The organism is Streptomyces ovatisporus, from assembly GCF_042653885.1.
In the GTDB taxonomy this organism is placed as follows: Bacteria; Actinomycetota; Actinomycetes; order Streptomycetales; family Streptomycetaceae; genus Streptomyces; species Streptomyces ovatisporus.
Genome location: NZ_JBHSFH010000011.1, coordinates 21,779 through 37,492, shown reverse-complemented (window position 1 = coordinate 37,492; position 15,714 = coordinate 21,779). Strand labels below are relative to the sequence as shown.

Annotated in this window: 9 protein-coding genes; 5 read left to right on the top strand and 4 right to left on the bottom strand. The window is 73.3% G+C overall.

The window, feature by feature from the left end; all coding sequences use genetic code 11:
• Positions 1 to 9 precede the first annotated feature (9 nt).
• Positions 10 to 261 (top strand): MbtH family protein, encoded by a 252-nt coding sequence (locus tag ACFPA8_RS20265; RefSeq protein ID WP_386450548.1) that lies wholly within the window; start codon positions 10 to 12, stop codon positions 259 to 261.
• Positions 258 to 1,574 (top strand): enoyl-CoA hydratase/isomerase family protein, encoded by a 1,317-nt coding sequence (locus tag ACFPA8_RS20260; RefSeq protein WP_386450546.1) that lies wholly within the window; start codon positions 258 to 260, stop codon positions 1,572 to 1,574. Before ACFPA8_RS20265 ends, ACFPA8_RS20260 begins: the two co-directional genes overlap by 4 nt.
• A 75-nt stretch (positions 1,575 to 1,649) precedes the next feature.
• Here the strand turns inward: ACFPA8_RS20260 and ACFPA8_RS20255 are convergent, their stop codons facing one another.
• Genes ACFPA8_RS20255 through ACFPA8_RS20245 form a run of 3 tightly spaced genes read right to left on the bottom strand, consistent with a single transcriptional unit; the run spans position 1,650 to position 4,803 of the window.
• Positions 1,650 to 1,835 carry a tautomerase family protein gene (locus tag ACFPA8_RS20255; RefSeq protein ID WP_386450544.1) on the bottom strand — a complete coding sequence of 62 codons (186 nt, stop codon included), beginning with the start codon at positions 1,833 to 1,835 and terminating at the stop codon, positions 1,650 to 1,652.
• 55 nt (positions 1,836 to 1,890) lie between these two features.
• Positions 1,891 to 3,177, bottom strand: coding sequence for a DegT/DnrJ/EryC1/StrS family aminotransferase (locus ACFPA8_RS20250; RefSeq protein WP_386450542.1), 1,287 nt, complete (start codon positions 3,175 to 3,177; stop codon positions 1,891 to 1,893).
• A 3-nt stretch (positions 3,178 to 3,180) separates the two neighbouring features.
• Positions 3,181 to 4,803 carry a (2,3-dihydroxybenzoyl)adenylate synthase gene (locus ACFPA8_RS20245; protein WP_386450540.1) on the bottom strand — a complete coding sequence of 541 codons (1,623 nt, stop codon included), beginning with the start codon at positions 4,801 to 4,803 and terminating at the stop codon, positions 3,181 to 3,183.
• A gap of 307 nt (positions 4,804 to 5,110) precedes the next feature.
• On the opposite strand from ACFPA8_RS20245, the gene ACFPA8_RS20240 reads away from it, so the two are divergent.
• Both ACFPA8_RS20240 and ACFPA8_RS20235 read left to right on the top strand, forming a co-directional pair.
• Positions 5,111 to 5,353, top strand: coding sequence for a phosphopantetheine-binding protein (locus tag ACFPA8_RS20240; protein WP_386450538.1), 243 nt, complete (start codon positions 5,111 to 5,113; stop codon positions 5,351 to 5,353).
• Between the two features lie 247 nt (positions 5,354 to 5,600).
• Positions 5,601 to 6,668, top strand: coding sequence for an LLM class flavin-dependent oxidoreductase (locus tag ACFPA8_RS20235; protein WP_386450536.1), 1,068 nt, complete (start codon positions 5,601 to 5,603; stop codon positions 6,666 to 6,668).
• Positions 6,669 to 6,677: 9 nt separating this feature from the next.
• Here the strand turns inward: ACFPA8_RS20235 and ACFPA8_RS20230 are convergent, their stop codons facing one another.
• Complete coding sequence (locus ACFPA8_RS20230) at positions 6,678 to 7,475, bottom strand: thioesterase II family protein (protein ID WP_386450534.1); 798 nt, start codon at positions 7,473 to 7,475, stop codon at positions 6,678 to 6,680.
• A 296-nt stretch (positions 7,476 to 7,771) separates the two neighbouring features.
• Between ACFPA8_RS20230 and ACFPA8_RS20225 the strand changes: the two genes are divergently transcribed.
• Positions 7,772 to 15,706: an amino acid adenylation domain-containing protein gene (locus tag ACFPA8_RS20225; protein WP_386450532.1), complete on the top strand. Its 7,935-nt coding sequence runs from the start codon at positions 7,772 to 7,774 to the stop codon at positions 15,704 to 15,706.
• The last annotated feature ends 8 nt before the right edge of the window (positions 15,707 to 15,714 follow it).

Below are 15,714 nucleotides of genomic sequence, written 5' to 3'. Positions count from 1 at the left end.
AAAGAAAACATGAGCAACCCGTTCGAAGACCCCGAGGGGCGCTTCCTCGTCCTCGTCAACGACGAGGGCCAGCACTCCCTTTGGCCCGTGTTCGCCGACGTGCCCGACGGCTGGACGGTGGCCCACGGCGAGGACAGCCGGGACGCCTGCCTGGAATGGATCGAGAGCTCCTGGACCGACATGCGGCCCAAGAGCCTCATCGAGCGTATGACGGGCCCGCTGAGCGAGGCCGCCCCGTCGGCGGGAACGACGGCGTCATGACCACGCCGCACACCGCGGTACGGCCGTCCCTGGACCGGGACGCGCGCAGCCTCGCCGCCCACGCCGACGGCATACGCCGTCAACTGGACCGGCTGCCGCGCAAGGCGGACCGCTCGCCGGCCGAGGAGCACACGGCTCAGCGTCTCCTCGCGGGCGGTCGCACCGCCCGCGAGGAGTTCCTCGCCCAGCACGTGAGCGAGGTCTACGCCGACCTGACCGACGGGCTGCGGCGTCCGCTGCGCGTGGCGGAGCTGCTGACCTCCGCAGCCGTGCGCTACCCGGGTCTGGTGCCCGGCGACGCGGAGCTGGCCATGGACAGGGGACTGGTCCAGCGCGACAAGGAGGGCTGGGAGCTGGACCAGGGCATCTTCGTCGCCCGTGTCCTCGACGACCCGGTCAGCGGACGGCACCTGGTGCACGCCATGACCCGGCCGCGCGAGAAGGCGCTGGACCTCCTCGACCAGTTCCGCCAGCAGGACACGGTCGATCTCGGCCCGGTCGCGGTGCACCACAAGAACGGCGTGGGGCACGTCGTCTTCCAGAACCACCGTTACCTCAACGCCGAGGACGACGCTTCGAACCAGGCGCTGGAAGTGGCCGTCGACCTCGTCCTGCTCGACGACCGCATCGACTCCGGCGTGCTGCGCGGCGGCACCGCGACCCATCCCAAGTGGGCAGGGCGACGGGTGTTCGGCGCCGGCATCAACCTGACGCACCTGCGGCAGGGCCGCATCTCCCTGGTCGAGTTCTTCCTCGACCGCGAGCTGGGTGCCGTCAACAAGATGTACCGGGGCCAGTCCGGCGTCTTCACCGGCGAGACCGAACCGCACAGCCACCGGGAGAAGCCGTGGATCGCGGCGGTGGACTCCTTCGCCATCGGCGGCGGCTGCCAGTTCCTGCTCGTCGTCGATCACGTCGTGGCGGAGAACGGGTCGTACGTCAATCTCCCCGCGGGCCGCGAGGGCATCATCCCCGGCTGCGGCGTGATGCGGCTGTCCCGCTTCGTGGGGGAGGGCATCGCCCGGCAGGCCGTGCTGTTCAGCCGGGACATCCCGGTCGACAGCCCGGAGGGCCGGATGATCGTCTCCGAGGCGGTGCCGTCGGAGGAGATGGACGAGGCGGTGGACCGTGCCGTCGAGGGGCTGCGCGCCACCGGCATCTCCAGTGTCCTTGCCAACCGGCGCGCCATGCGCATCGCGGGCGAGCCCCAGGAGACGTTCCGTACCTACATGGCCAACTACGCCCGCGAGCAGGCGTACTGCTCGTACAGCCAGGCCGTCTTCGACAACCTGGAACGCAACTGGGGCGGCTGAGGCGGAGTCGCCTCCGGGCGCGCACACGACGGCGGGCCGGTGCCAGGCACCGGCCCGCCGTTCTGTGTTCCCGTGTCAGGCGCCCGGCCGCCCGGCGATGCCCCAGCGCGCCGGCGGCACCTCCTGGAGCACCACCCAGGTCTGCTCACGGGCGGTGTCACCGAGCACCCGGCCCACCGCTTCGGTGAGTTCGGCGATCAGCTTCTCCTCGTTGCCGTCCTTGAGCCGGCCTTCGTACAGTTTGACGTCGATCAGTGGCATGGGTCGTCCTTTCAAGTCGGAGGAGAACAGCGGCCGGTTGCGGCTCATGAGGGGCTCATGAAGCCACCACCGACCCGAGCACGTCGTTCAGCGCCCACACGAGGTGGTCCACCTGCTCGTCGGTCAGCCCCGGATGGCAGGGCAGGTTGACGTGCTCCCCGAACCACCGCCGCTCCGCCACCGGGCATTCGCCCGCGCGGTGACCGCGGGCCTTCCACTCGGGCAGCAGATGCATCGGGAAGTACCGCAGCGCGATCTGCACGCCGCGTTCGTCGAGACCGCGCACCACCTTCTCGCGCACGCCGGGGGCACCCGACACGAAGAACGTGTACAGGTGGTACGCGTGCTCGACGCCGGGACCCGGCCGCTGCACCGTGCACTGCGGAAAGTGCCCGAGGACCTCGTCGAGCCGCGCGGCGACGGCCCGGCGGCGTGCGACGAGCCCGTCCATGCGGTCCATCTGCACCAGGCCCACGGCGCACGCGGCCTCGGACAGCGTCGCGTTGGTGCCGTGCCGCCGTACTCCGGCGCACGCCGTCCCGTACACCGACGAGGAGTACTTCATCCAGGGCAGCAGCTCCGGGGTGTCCGTGGCCTCCCGCGGTACGAACCGGCCGTCGACCTCGTTGTTGCGCAGCCGGTCCAGACGGGCCGCCCAGTCGTCCCGCTCCAGCGTGACGACGCCGCCCTCGCCGAGGGTGGTGATGTTCTTCGACGCGTGCAGGCTGAAACAGCCGATGTCGGCCAGCGCGCCGGGTCTGCGGCCCCGGTAGCTGCTGCCGAGCGCGTGCGCGCAGTCCTCGACGACCGTGATGCCCCGCGGCCGCGCCAGGGCCATGATGCGGTCCATGTCCGCGGGCCAACCGCCGTAGTGCACCAGGACGATGGCCCGCGTGCGGTCGGTGATCAGCTCCTCCAGGCGGTCGGGGTCGACGTTCAGCGACACCGGGTCGACGTCGCAGAACCGCACCTCGGCGGGCGTGCCGAGCAGCGGCTGCACGGTCGCCTGGAACGTCTGCGGGGTGGCGATGACCTCGTCGCCCTCGCCCAGCTCCAGCAGGTGCACGGCCAGTTCGAGTGCCACCGTCCCGCTGGTGACCGACAGGGCGTGCCGGGCGCCGACGTGCTGCGCGAAGCGCCGCTCGAACTCGGCCCGTCGCTCGCCCGACGACAACGGCGCGGCGGAGGTGACCAGTTCGGTCAGGGCGGCCGCCTCCGGACCGCCGAGGACGCTGCCCCGAGCGGCTGCCGGAACCGGGTAGCCGTCCCGGGCGGACGTCTTCTGCGGCAGCGGTTCCGGTGCGGCGGCCTGGCTGGGGGAGACGGATCCATGAGGGGACACGACTCACCCCTCCGACGTGCCGGTCAGGGTGCGCAACTGCTTCTTGTCCACCTTGCCGAGACCCGTCAGCGGGAAGGTGTCGAGCAGCACGAGCCGCTCCGGGAGCTTGAAGGCGGCCACGCCGCGCGCGTTGAGGAACGCCTTGAGCTCCGCGAGCGTCGGCGGTTCGCCCGCCGGGATCACGCAGACGCAGACCCGCTCGCCGAGCACCGGATCGGGCACCGGCACCACCGCGGCCTGCTGCACCCGCTCGTGGGCGCCCACGTGCTGCTCCACCTCGGTGGCCGACACCTTGTCGCCGCCCCGGATGATGACGTCCTTGACCCGGCCCTCGACGACCACGTCGCCGCGGTCGGTGAGACGTACCAGGTCGCCGGTGCGGTAGAAGCCGTCCGCGTCGAAGGCCGTCGCGTTGTGCCCGTCAGCCCGGTAGTAGCCGCGCAGGGTGTAGGGGCCGCGCGTGAGCAGTTCGCCCGGCGTGCCCGGCGGTACCGGCAGGCCCTCCGGGTCGACCACGCGCAGTTCGTCCTCGGGGGAGATGGGACGTCCCTGAACCGTCGTCACCGTCTCGGGGTCGTCGTCGTCGCGGGTCATGCACAGCAGGCCCTCCGCCATCCCGAACACCTGCTGGAGGCGGCAGCCGAGCGTCGGCTCGATGCGGCGCGCCACCTCGGGGTGGAGCTTGGCGCTGCCGATCTGCACGGTGCGCAGGGACGACAGGTCCCGCTCGACCCACTCCGCTCCGTCCAGCCACAGGTGGGCGACTGTCGGGACGACCGAGGTGAGGGTGACGCCCTCCCGCTCGATCAGCTCGAAGCACTCCTCCGGGCCCGTCCCGGAGGCCAGTACGACGGTTCCGCCGGCGGAGAGGACTCCGACGACGCCGGGGCAGCCCCATGTGAAGTTGAACGGAAGGGGCAGAACCGCCAGGTACACGCACTCCTGGTCGAGGGAGCAGATCTCCGCGGTTGTCCGCGTCTGGTACAGGTAGTCGTCGTGTGTCCGCGGTATCAGCTTCGGCAGGGCCGTCGTGCCGCCGGACAGCAGGAAGAACGCCACGTCCCCGGAGTCCGGAGCGTCCACGTCCTCGGTGGCGGGCGCCTCCCCGGACGCTTCGGACAGCACGTCGAACGAGGTGAACGGGCCGGGCTCACCGACCACGAACACCTCGCGCAGCGACGGCACCTTGTCCCGGACCTCGCCGGCGAGCGGACGGTGGTCGAAGCCGTGGAAGCGGTCCGGGATGAAGTAGGCGACGGCCTCCGCGTGTTCGCACATGTGGGAGATCTCGCTGCCGCGGTGCGCGGGCAGGGCGTGCACCGGCAGTGCGCCGACGCGGTACAGGGCGAAACTGAGCGCCACGAACTCGACCACGTTGGGCAGCTGGACCACGACGCGGTCGCCCTGACCGATGCCGCGCGCCAGCAGGCCCCGCACCAGACGGTCCACCCAGGCGTCGAGTTCCCGGTAGGTCAGCCGGCGTTCCCCGCCGACCAGCGCCACCCGGTCCCCGTAGCGGTCGGCCCACAGGCGCAGCTCGTCGCCCAGCGTCCTTCCCTGCCAGAAGCCGAGCTTCTGGTACTTCTTGGCCGTCTCCTGCGGCCAGTCGACGCATCCCTCAAGCACTTCGGCTCCTTCGACGACGGATCAGGTGGTGCTTTCGCTGTGCGGTGTGTGCGCCCGCGGAACTCAGGCTCATGGGTGGTGCCGGAGTGGGAGCAGGGGCCTGGAAGAGAACTGGCGGTGCGCGGACGGAGAACCGGGCAACTGCCGGACGGGCCCGGAAAGAGGGCACCCGGAGGAGTGCCCGAAAATCGGCGGTGTATTGCTGGAATTTCACTCGAGCATCGCTCGAGCGGCCTGTTGAATACGGTTGCCGGATGCTCAGTAATTCCGCCTCTCCGCGTTCCTGGAGTTCTGCTACGGTCCCGATATGGCAACTTCCGATATTCCGCAGACAATTGACGAACTCCGCAGCACGCTCGCAGGGCGCATCGGTCTGAGCCCGGACGAAGTGGCGGAGGACAGCAGCCTGTTCGAGCTCGGCTTCGACTCGGTCACGGCATTCGCCCTGATCGGGTCCTGGCGTCGGGCCGGACTGTCCTGCCCCACCCAGGAGTTCGTCGACGCGCCGACGCTCGGCGACTGGTGGCGACTGATCCAGCGAGCGGCCTGAACCGCCGCGTGGCCGCCCCCGGACGGACCGCCGCCGAGAGCGGTGGCTGACACTACCGGCCCGCAGAATGCTCTGGCAATTGTTCTGGTACCGCGCTGACGCACCGCTGACGCACTGACGGCTGAATTACTTCGGAAGAGAGGAGCGGCTGCCGTCCGATTGCGGTGCGTCCGTCGGGTCTTCTAGACCTGGGGAAGAGGTGCCCTATTGCGCGTGAGCGCTCGACTGAAAGGCTGGAGACGCGGCTATGGATTTCGGTGTGAACTTCTTTCCCGTGGTCGACCCCGAGCAGCGGAGCGCCACCGAGTGCTACGACATGATCGGTGAACTCTCGGAACTCGCCGAGGAACTCGGCTACGAGCACGTGCAGACCGTGGAGCACTACTTCTCGCCGTACGGCGGCTACTGCCCCGACCCGGTCACTCTCCTCACGGCGCTGGCGGCCCGCACCAGCCGGGTCCGCATCGTCACGGGTGCGGTGATTCCCGCCTTCACCCACCCCGTGAAGCTCGCGGGCAAGCTGGCGATGCTCGACCACATCTCGCACGGGCGTCTCGACGTCGGCTTCGGACGCGGCTTCCTGCCCACGGAGTTCACCGCCTTCGACGTGCCGATGGAGGAGAGCAGGGCACGCTTCGCCGAGGGCGTGGAGGCCTGCCGGCAACTGTGGAGCCAGGAGGACCTGGTCTGGGAGGGGAGGTTCCACAGCTTCGGCCCCGTCACGCTGCTGCCCCGCCCCTACCAGCGTCCGCACCCGCCGATCTTCATCGCCTCGGCCACGAGCCCCGAGTCCTGTGCCGCTGCCGGCCGGGCCGGTCACAACCTGCAGGTCGTGCCCTCGGTCACGAGCACCGAGCAGCTCCAGGGCATGCTCGCCGCCTACCGCGAGGCGTGGGCCGAGGCCGGGCACGCCCCCGGCGCGTACCGCATCCAGGTCAAGTACACCTGCTACGTGGCGGAGCGCCACGCCGAAGCGCTCGAACTGGGCGAGCGCTGGGAGCGCAACTACGTCCAGCACATGGCCGGGGCCGTCGCCCCGCTCGCGGCCGGCGCCGGCGCCGACTACCCGGGCTACGAGAAGTTCGCGGAGAAGGTGGCCGCATACGACTTCACGACCTCCTTGAAGGCGAACAAGGTCCTCGCCGGCGACACCGCCGCGGTGGCCGACCAGATCGCCGCGATCCGCGACGCACTCGGCTCCGACATCGACCTCAGCCTGCAGTTCAGCCCCGGCGCCATGGAGCGCGAACAGGCCGTCACCGCGATGCGGCTGTTCGCCCGCGACGTGATGCCGAAGTTCAAGCAGGCCGCGTAGACCGCCTGTTCACGACCGGGTACGGGCGGGCAGGCCCGCGAGGGCGGCCCGCACCTCCTGAGCCACCAGTGCCGGGATCTCCGGTCCGCGAGAGGCGAAGTAGAAGTGCTCGCCCTCGAAGAGACGGCAGCCGCGGAAGCGCTCGCCGTACTCCGACCAGCCCGCCAGCTCGGCCGGGGCGGCCCACGGGTCACGGGTCGCCCCGAACACGGTGAAGGGCACCGGCACGTCGAGGCTGCGGTGCACCGCGGGCCGCCAGTTCTCCACCAGGCCGAAGTCCGCCCGGATGACCGGCTCCAGCAGCCCCCACAACTCCGGGTCGTCCAGCACGTGTTGGGGCGTACCGCCCATCCGGGCCAGCTCGGCGCGGAGCCGGTCCGCGGACAGCCGGTGCAGCGACGTGGGCCGTTCGGCCACCGAGCGCGGGCACCCCCGGGCCGAGAGCCCCACCCAGACCGGCACCGGCAGCCGCGCCTCGGCGAGGGCCAGTGTCAACTCGTGGGCGACCAGGGCGCCCATGCTGTGCCCGAAGAAGGCGAACGGCCGGTCGAGCCAGAGGAGCAGCTCGTCCAGGAACTTCCGGACCAGGCTCTCCACGTCGTGCACCGGCGCCGTCTCCGCCAGCATGCCGCGACCCGGAGCGTCCGTCAGGCACACCTCCCACTCCGGCGGCAGGTAGCGCGCCCAGTCCCGGAAGACCTGGTGCGAGCCGCCGGCGTGGTGGAACAGGAACAGCCGGGCCTGGGGGCGCGGCACCGGCCGGGCCGGGAAGACGGCTCTGCTGGCTGCGTCCGGACGCGTCACCACTGCGTCATCGTCTCCTCACCGGCCCTGACCGGCCGTCACTGTGCGGGCTGTACGGCGCGGGACGCCCGTCGGGTCGATCCGGTCCGCGCCGTACCGCCAGTGTGCGCGGCCGGCTCTGACGACCGGCTGACGAAGCCCTGACACGGGACGGGCCCGCCCCGCCGTCCGGTCCCGTGTCAGACCGGCGTCAACGGGCCGTCAGGGCGGCCCGCGACGATGCGTGCGGGCCGCCGCCCGGTTTCCCCGTGGCCGGAGCGGCGCCCGGACCTGTTGCGGCGATCCAGGGGGCTTTCCCGGTGTCCGAAGAGACAGTGCACACCTCTGGCCGGACCCCCCTCGGGGCCGCCCAGCGCGGCATCTGGTACGCCCAGCGGCTCGACCCCGGGAACCCGCTGCACAGCGGCGCCGCCTACCTGGACATCCGCGGCGCCCTCGACACCGGCCTGCTGGCCGCCGCGGTGCGCCGGGCCGTCTCGGACACGGAGGCGCTGAAGCTGGCGTTCACCGACGCCGGACCGGACGGCGACCCAGGCGAAGGCCCCGGCCAGTACCTCGACGCCGGCACCTGCCCGGAAGTCCTGCTGCCCGACGGCGCGGCCGACGAGGAGTCGGCCCTGCGGTGGATGCACGAAGACCTGGCGGCCGGCACCGACCCGCTGCACGGGCCGTTGTCCGCGCAGGCCCTCTTCCCGGTCGGCGAGGACCGCCACCTCTGGTACTACCGGGCACACCACCTGCTGCTGGACGGCATGGGCCTGTGGCTCTTCCAGCGCAGGGCCGACGCCGTGCTGTCGGCCCTGCGGTCCGGTTCCCCGGTGCCCGGCGATCCGGCGGCCCCGCTGGAACTGCTGTGGCAGGAGGAGGCCGCCTACCGCGCCTCCGAGCGCTACGCCGCCGACCGCGCGTACTGGCAGCAGCAGATGCACGACCGGCCGACCCCGCCGCTCTCCCTGGCCGGGCCCGCGGCCGTCGCCTCCCACTCGTTCCTGCGGTCCGCCGGGACACTGCCCGCCGCACCCGCCGACGCCCTCGACGATCTCGCCGCCCGGCACGACAGCGGACGGCCCGCCGCGCTCGTCGCCGCCGTGACGGCGCTGGTGCACCGGATCACCGGCGCCACCGACATCGTGCTCGGCCTGGCCGTCAGCTCCCGCCTCACCGCGGCGTCCCGGCGCACCCCCTCCATGCACGCCAACGTCGTGCCCCTGCGGCTCTCCGTGCACCCCGGCCTGACGGTGGACGAACTCGTCGGACGAGCCGCACTGGCCCTGCGCGGAGCCCTGCGCCATCAGCGGTACCCGCAGGAGGAGCTGCGCCGCGATCTGGGCGCCGTGGGCGCCCGACGCCCCCTGTTCGGGCCCACCGTCAACCTGATGCGTGCCCCGCACCCGACTTTCGGCGGTCTGCCCGCCCGGCTGAACTTCCTGTCCAACGGTGCGGTCGACGACCTCAAGTTCACTTGCTACGACGCCGGTTCAGGCGCTCTGCCGGTCGATCTGGACGCCAACCCCGACCGCTACACCGCGGACGAACTCGACGGCCACCGCACCCGGTTCCTGCAACTGCTCACCGAATTCGCCGACGATCCCGGCCGGCCGCTTGCCCGGATCGACGTGCGCACCCCCGCCGAACGCCGCAGCCACCGCCCCGAACCGGCCACCCCGGCGGACGCCCCCGCCGGAGGGGCGACACCCGCCGCCGCGACACTGACCGAGCTGTTCGAGCGGCAGGCGGCGCGTACCCCGGACCGCACCGCCGTCACCGCCGACGACGAGAGCCTGACCTACGGCCGGCTCGACCGGCAGGCCAACCGGCTCGCCCGGCTGCTCGCCGCGCGCGGCGCGGGTCCGGGCCGTCTGGTCGCCCTCGCCCTGCCCCGCACCGCGGCCCTCCCCGTCGCGCTGCTGGCCGTCCTCAAGACCGGTGCCGCCTACCTGCCGCTCGACCCCGGCTACCCCGCGGAGCGGATCGCCATGATGGTCGACGACGCCCGGCCGGCGGTGCTGCTCACCGACGCCGCCACCGCAGCCGGACCGCTCCCCGAAGGCCCGGAGCGGATCGTCCTCGGTTCGCCCGCCGTACGGGACGCCCTCGCCGCCCTGCCCGAGACCCCGCTCACCCTCTCCGACCGGACGGCACCGCGCCCCGAGGACACCGCGTACGTCATCTACACCTCGGGTTCCACGGGCAGACCGAAGGGCGTGCTGATCCCGCACCGCAACGTCGTACGGCTGTTCAGCACCGCGCGCCCCGTCATCGGCTTCGGACCCGACGACGTGTGGACGCTGCTGCACTCCTACGCCTTCGACTTCTCCGTCTGGGAGATCTGGGGCCCGCTGCTGCACGGCGGGCGTCTCGTCGTCGTCCCGCAGGACACCGTGCGGACGCCCGCCCGGCTGCTGCGGCTGCTGGCCCGGGAACGCGTGACCGTCCTCAGCCAGACCCCCAGCGCGCTTCAGCAGCTGATCCGCACGGACGCCGAACTTCCCGCGGAGGGCGCGGAACTGACACTGCGCCGGATCGTCCTCGGCGGCGAGGCCCTCGACCCGGGCATGCTGCGCGACTGGTACGCCCGCCATCCCGACGACAGCCCCCTCGTCGTCAACATGTACGGCATCACCGAGACCACCGTGCACGTCACCCACCGGCCCGTGGACCGGAACACCGCCGACACCGCGACCGGCAGCCCCATCGGACGGCCCCTGTCCGACCTCGGCCTGTACCTGCTGGATTCGGCCCTGCGGCCGTGCGTGCCGGGGACTCCCGGCGAGCTGTACGTCTCCGGGGCGGGCCTCGCCCACGGGTACCTGGGCAGGGCGGCGCTGACGGCCGAGCGGTTCGTCGCCGACCCCTTCGGCCCGCCCGGCAGCCGCATGTACCGCACCGGCGACCTGGCCCGGTACAACGCCGAGGGCGAACTGGAGCACCTGGGCCGTGCCGACGGCCAGGTCCAGCTGCGCGGCTTCCGCATCGAGACGGCGGAGATCGACGCGGAGCTGACCAGACTGCCGGAGGTGTCCGCCGCCGCAACCGTGCTGCGCGGGTCGAGCGACGCCGACCGGCGGCTCGTCAGCTATGTCGTGCCCGCTGCCGGGGCGCAGGCCGAGACCGCCGGGCTGCGCGCCCGGCTCGCCGACCGGCTGCCGCCGCAGTCGGTGCCGGCCGCCTTCGTCCTGGTGCCGGAACTCCCGCTCACGCCCAACGGCAAACTCGACCGCGACGCGCTGCCCGAACCGTCCCTGCGGGGGGCCGGGCGCCGCTCCCGGGGCCCGGTCGAGGAGCGGCTGTGCGCGCTGTTCGAGGAGGTGCTCGGGTGCGGCGCCGTCGGCGCCGACGACGACTTCTTCGAGCTGGGCGGCCATTCGCTGATCGCCACGAGGCTCGTGAGCCGCGTCCGCGCCGCCTTCGGGGCCGAACTCGGAGTCGGTGCCGTCTTCGACGCACCGACTCCGGCGGACCTCGCCGCCCGGATCGTCCGCGAGGGAGCCGGGCCGCTGCCGGAGCCCCCGGCCTCCGGGCTCTCCGTCGCCACGCGAGAGGTCCCGCCGGACGCAGCCGGACCGGACGACGGATCGCCCCTGCGCGGCCCGCTGTCGGCGGCACAGCGCCGGATGTGGACGATGCACCGCTTCCAGGGCCCCTCCGCCACGTACAACCTGCCGTGCGCGGTGCGCCTCACAGGGGCGCTGGACCGCGACGCCCTGCGGGAGGCCGTGCAGGACCTGGTGCGGCGTCACGACATCCTGCGCACCCGCTACCCCGAGGCCGCCGGCGAACCGGTGCAGGAGGTGACGGCCCCGGACGCCGCCGGGCCCGTGGAGGTGCGCAGCCACACCACCACCGACGCCCGGCTCGCGGCCGACCTGACCGGAGCAGCCCGCGTTCCCTTCGAGATCGAATCCGAACTCCCGCTGCGGGTCCACCTGTTCACGCTGCCGGACGGGCAGGACGGCAGAGCGCGGCACGCCCTGCTGCTCGTCCTGCACCACATCGCCGGTGACGGGTGGTCGCTCGGTCCGCTGCTGCGCGACCTCGGGGAGGCGTACGCGGCCCGCGCCGAGGGGCGGGCGCCGCACTGGGGCCGCCCCGCCCCCCGTCACATCGAGCACGCGACGCACGACCACGCCGCCGTACCCGACCCGGAACTCCTGGAGTTCTGGCGCCGCACCCTCGACGGCGCCCCCGAGCAGCTTCCCCTGCCCACCGACAGGCAGCGCTCCGCCGTGGCGGGCACCGACGGCGGCAGCGTCCCGATGGAGATCGACGCCGAACTGCACGAGCGCATGCACGAGTTGGCCCGGCAGCACCACGCCACCGTGTTCATGGTGCTGCACGCCGCCCTCGCCGCCCTGCTCACGGCCTCCGGCGCGGGGACCGACGTCGTCATCGGCACCCCCACCTCGGGCCGGGGCGGCCGGGAACTCGACGACGCCGTGGGCTTCTTCGTCAATCCCGTCGCTCTGCGCGTGGACACCGGCGGCCGTCCGGCGTTCAGCGAGCTCCTCGACCGGGTGCGCCGCGCCGACCTCGACGCCTACGACCATCAGGACGTCCCCTTCGACCGGGTGGTCGACGCCGTCGCACCCCAGCGGTCCCTGGCACGCCACCCGCTGTTCCAAGTGGTGCTCTCCTTCCAGGACTTCGAGCCCCGGCTGGCCCTGCCCGGCCTGGACACCCGCACCGAACCGGTCCACCTCGGCGCGGCCAAGTTCGACCTCACCCTCAACCTGGTCGAGCGGCGCGGCGAGGGCGGCGGACCGGCAGGCATCGCCGGGGACGTCGAGTACGCGACGGACCTCTTCGACGAGGCCACGGCGTCCGCACTGGCCGACCGGCTGCTGCTCGTCCTGCGGGCCGTGTGCGCCGCCCCCGGCCGCCCCGTCGCGGATCTCGACCTCGTCTCCGAGCGGGAGAGGCGGGCCGCGCGGACCACCTGGAATCCGGTGCCCGAACCCCCGGCGCATCCCCATCTGCCGGCCCTGTTCGGCGCCCTGGCCGGGGCGCGCCCCGACGCTCCCGCCCTGGAGGCGGACGGCGAGACCCTCGACTACGCGGCGCTCGACGCGCGGACCAGCCGGCTCGCCCGGCTGCTGATCGCCCGCGGCGTCCGTCCCGGCACGGTCGTGCCGCTGGTGCTGCCCCGCTCCGGTGCCATGGCCACCGCCTGGCTCGCCGTCCTGAAGGCGGGCGCCGCGGCGATGCCCGTGGACCCCGACTACCCCGTGGAGCGCATCCGCCGGCTCCTGGACGCGGCCGCCGCGGACACCCCCGTGCCGACCCTTGCCGCGCACACCGCGTCACTGCCGTCGGCGGCGCACCGGTGCCTGGTGCTCGACGCCCCGGAAATCGTCCGCGAGCGGGACGGGTTGCCCGCTGCTCCGGTCACGGACGCGGAGCGCGGCGGCCCGATCGACCCCCGCGGTCCGGCCTACGTCATCCACACCTCGGGCTCCACGGGCCGCCCCAAGGGTGTCGTGGTGCCGCACACCGGGCTTCCCGCCCTCGCCGCCGCCCAGGCGGAGCGCTTCGCCCTCGACGAGAACAGCAGAGTGCTCCAGTTCGCTTCGCCCAGCTTCGACGCCTCGGTGATGGAGTACCTGATGGCGTACGGCACGGGCGCCACCCTCGTGGTGCCGCCGCCCGGGCCGCTGGCAGGCGAGGAACTCGCCCAGGTGCTCGACGAGGACCGCATCAGCCATGCCCTGATCCCGCCCACCGCGCTCACGGGCGTACCGCCCCAGTCGCTGCCCGGGCTGCGCACCCTCGTCGTCGGCGGGGAGGCGTGCCCGCCGGCCCTCGCCGCGCAGTGGTCGGCCGGCCGGCGCCTGGTCAACGCCTACGGGCCCACCGAGACCACCTGCTGCGCGACCACCAGCGCGCCCCTGGAGGCCGACGGTCAGGTGCCCATCGGCACGCCCGTCGCCGGCCTGCGGGTGCACGTCCTCGACGACGCGCTGCGCCTGGCGCCCGCCGGTGTGCCCGGCGAGCTGTACATCGCGGGTCCCGGAGTCGGCCACGGCTATCTGGGCCGTCCCGGCGCCACCGCCGAACGGTTCGTCGCCGATCCGTACGGCCCGCCCGGAAGCCGCGCCTTCCGCACCGGCGACAGGGCACGCCGCCGGTTCGACGGCACCCTGGAGTACTTGGGCCGTGCCGACGACCAGGTGAAGATCCGCGGCTTCCGCATCGAGCCCGGAGAGATCAGTGCGGCGCTCGGCACCCACCCGGCGGTGCGGCGCTGCGCCGTCGTCGTCCGCGAGGACCGGCCCGGGGACCGGCGGCTGGTCGCCTACGTCGTCCCGGCGGACACCGCCGACGAACCCGTTCCGGCCGAGCTGCGCCGTCACGTCGCGGCACTGCTGCCCGCCCACATGGTCCCGTCCGCGTTCGTCGCCCTCGCCGAACTGCCCGTCACCCGGCAGGGGAAGCTGGACCGCGAGGCGCTGCCGGCCCCCGACCACCTCGCGGTCACCGCGGCCACCTCCCGGGCACCACGGTCCGGCACCGAGGCGACCGTGTGCGGTGTGTTCGCGGACGCCCTGGGGATCGCGGCCGCCGGGCCCGACGACGACTTCTTCGAGCTGGGCGGCGACAGCATCATCGCCATCCAGCTCGTCAGCCGGCTGCGCGGGCACGGCCTCGCCGTCACCACCCGCGACGTGTTCGAATGCCGCACCGCCGCCGCCCTCACCGGACGTGCCGCCGCGGCGGGAGCCCCCGCCCCGGAACCCGCACGCCCCGTCGTGGACGGCGGCCCGTTCCCGGCACCGCCCATGGCGCACTGGCTGAGCACGCTCGGTCCGTCCGCCGACGCCTTCAGCCAGACCATGACCGTACGGACGCCCCCCGTCGCGCGGCCTGACGCACTGCGCCAGGCCCTCCAGCACGTCGTCGACAGCCACGCCGCACTGCGCACGACTCTGCTGCGCGGCGACCCCGACGCCCCGGCCGCCGAACGGCTCCGGCTGACCACGGCGCCCCGCGGCACCCCCGACGCGGCCGAACTGCTCCGCCGCGTGGAGACCGACGGTGCGGTACGCGAGGAGGTGCGCGACGCGGAACTCGCCCGCGCCCGTGCCGAACTCGCCCCCGAAGAAGGCCGGATGGTGCGGGCCGTCTGGTTCGACGCGGGGGACCGGGACGGCAGGCTCGCCCTCGTCGTCCACCACCTCGCCGTCGACGCCGTCTCCTGGGGCGTACTCCTGCCCGGCCTGCGCGCCGCCTACGAGGCCGCGGCGGCGGGAACCCCGCTCGCGGCGCCCCCTCCCGCACACCCCTGCGCCGCATGGGCAACCGGCCTGGCGGAGGAGGCGACACAGCCGGAGCGGGTGCGTGAACTGCCCCTGTGGTCGGCCATGTTGGCCGACCGGCACGTCACCTTCGGCACCCGTCCGCCCGATCCGGAACGGGACACGCACAGCTCCCTGAACCATCTGACGACCGAACTGTCCGCGCATCACAGCCGGGCACTCCTGACCGAGGTGCCCACCGCCTTCCACTGCCGCATCCTCGAACCCCTGCTGACCGCCTTCGGCCTCACCCTGGCGCACTGGGGAGGCGAGCACGGCGGAGGCCAGGGGGACGTGCTGCTCGACCTGGAGGGTCACGGCCGGGACGGCGCCGCCCCGGAGCTCGAACTGGACTCCGCGGTGGGCTGGTTCACCACCGTGCACCCGCTGCGCCTGCCGCTCGGCGCCACCGACACGGCGGAAGCGCTCGCCGGCGGGCCCGCGCTCGGTCACGCCGTGAAGCAGGTGAAGGAGGCGCTCCGGGCGATCCCCGGGCACGGCCGCGGCTACGGACTGCTGCGCCACCTGAACGACCGCACCGCACCCGTCCTGGAGAACCTGGGCACCCCGCCCGTCGCGTTCAACTACCTCGGCCGCTTCCGCCGTGACGACGCCCCGTGGAGCGCCGCACCGGACGACCGCGACCTGGCCGGTGCCGGCGCGGCCCCCGGCATGCCCGTCGGCCACGCCCTCGAGGTCAACGCGGTGATGCTGGACGGTACCGACGGGCCGAGGCTGCGTGCCGTGTGGAGCTGGCCGCGCGAGCTGGCCGACCCCGCCGCCGCGACCGCCCTCACGGAGTTGTGGACCCGGGCGCTGACCGCCCTCGTCGACCACGTCCAGCACTCCGACGCCGGCGGCTGGACGCCGTCCGACCTGCCTCTGGTCGACCTCGGCCAGAGCGACATCGAAGCTCTGGAGGCCGCCTGGCGCGACCGCTGACGTTCCGG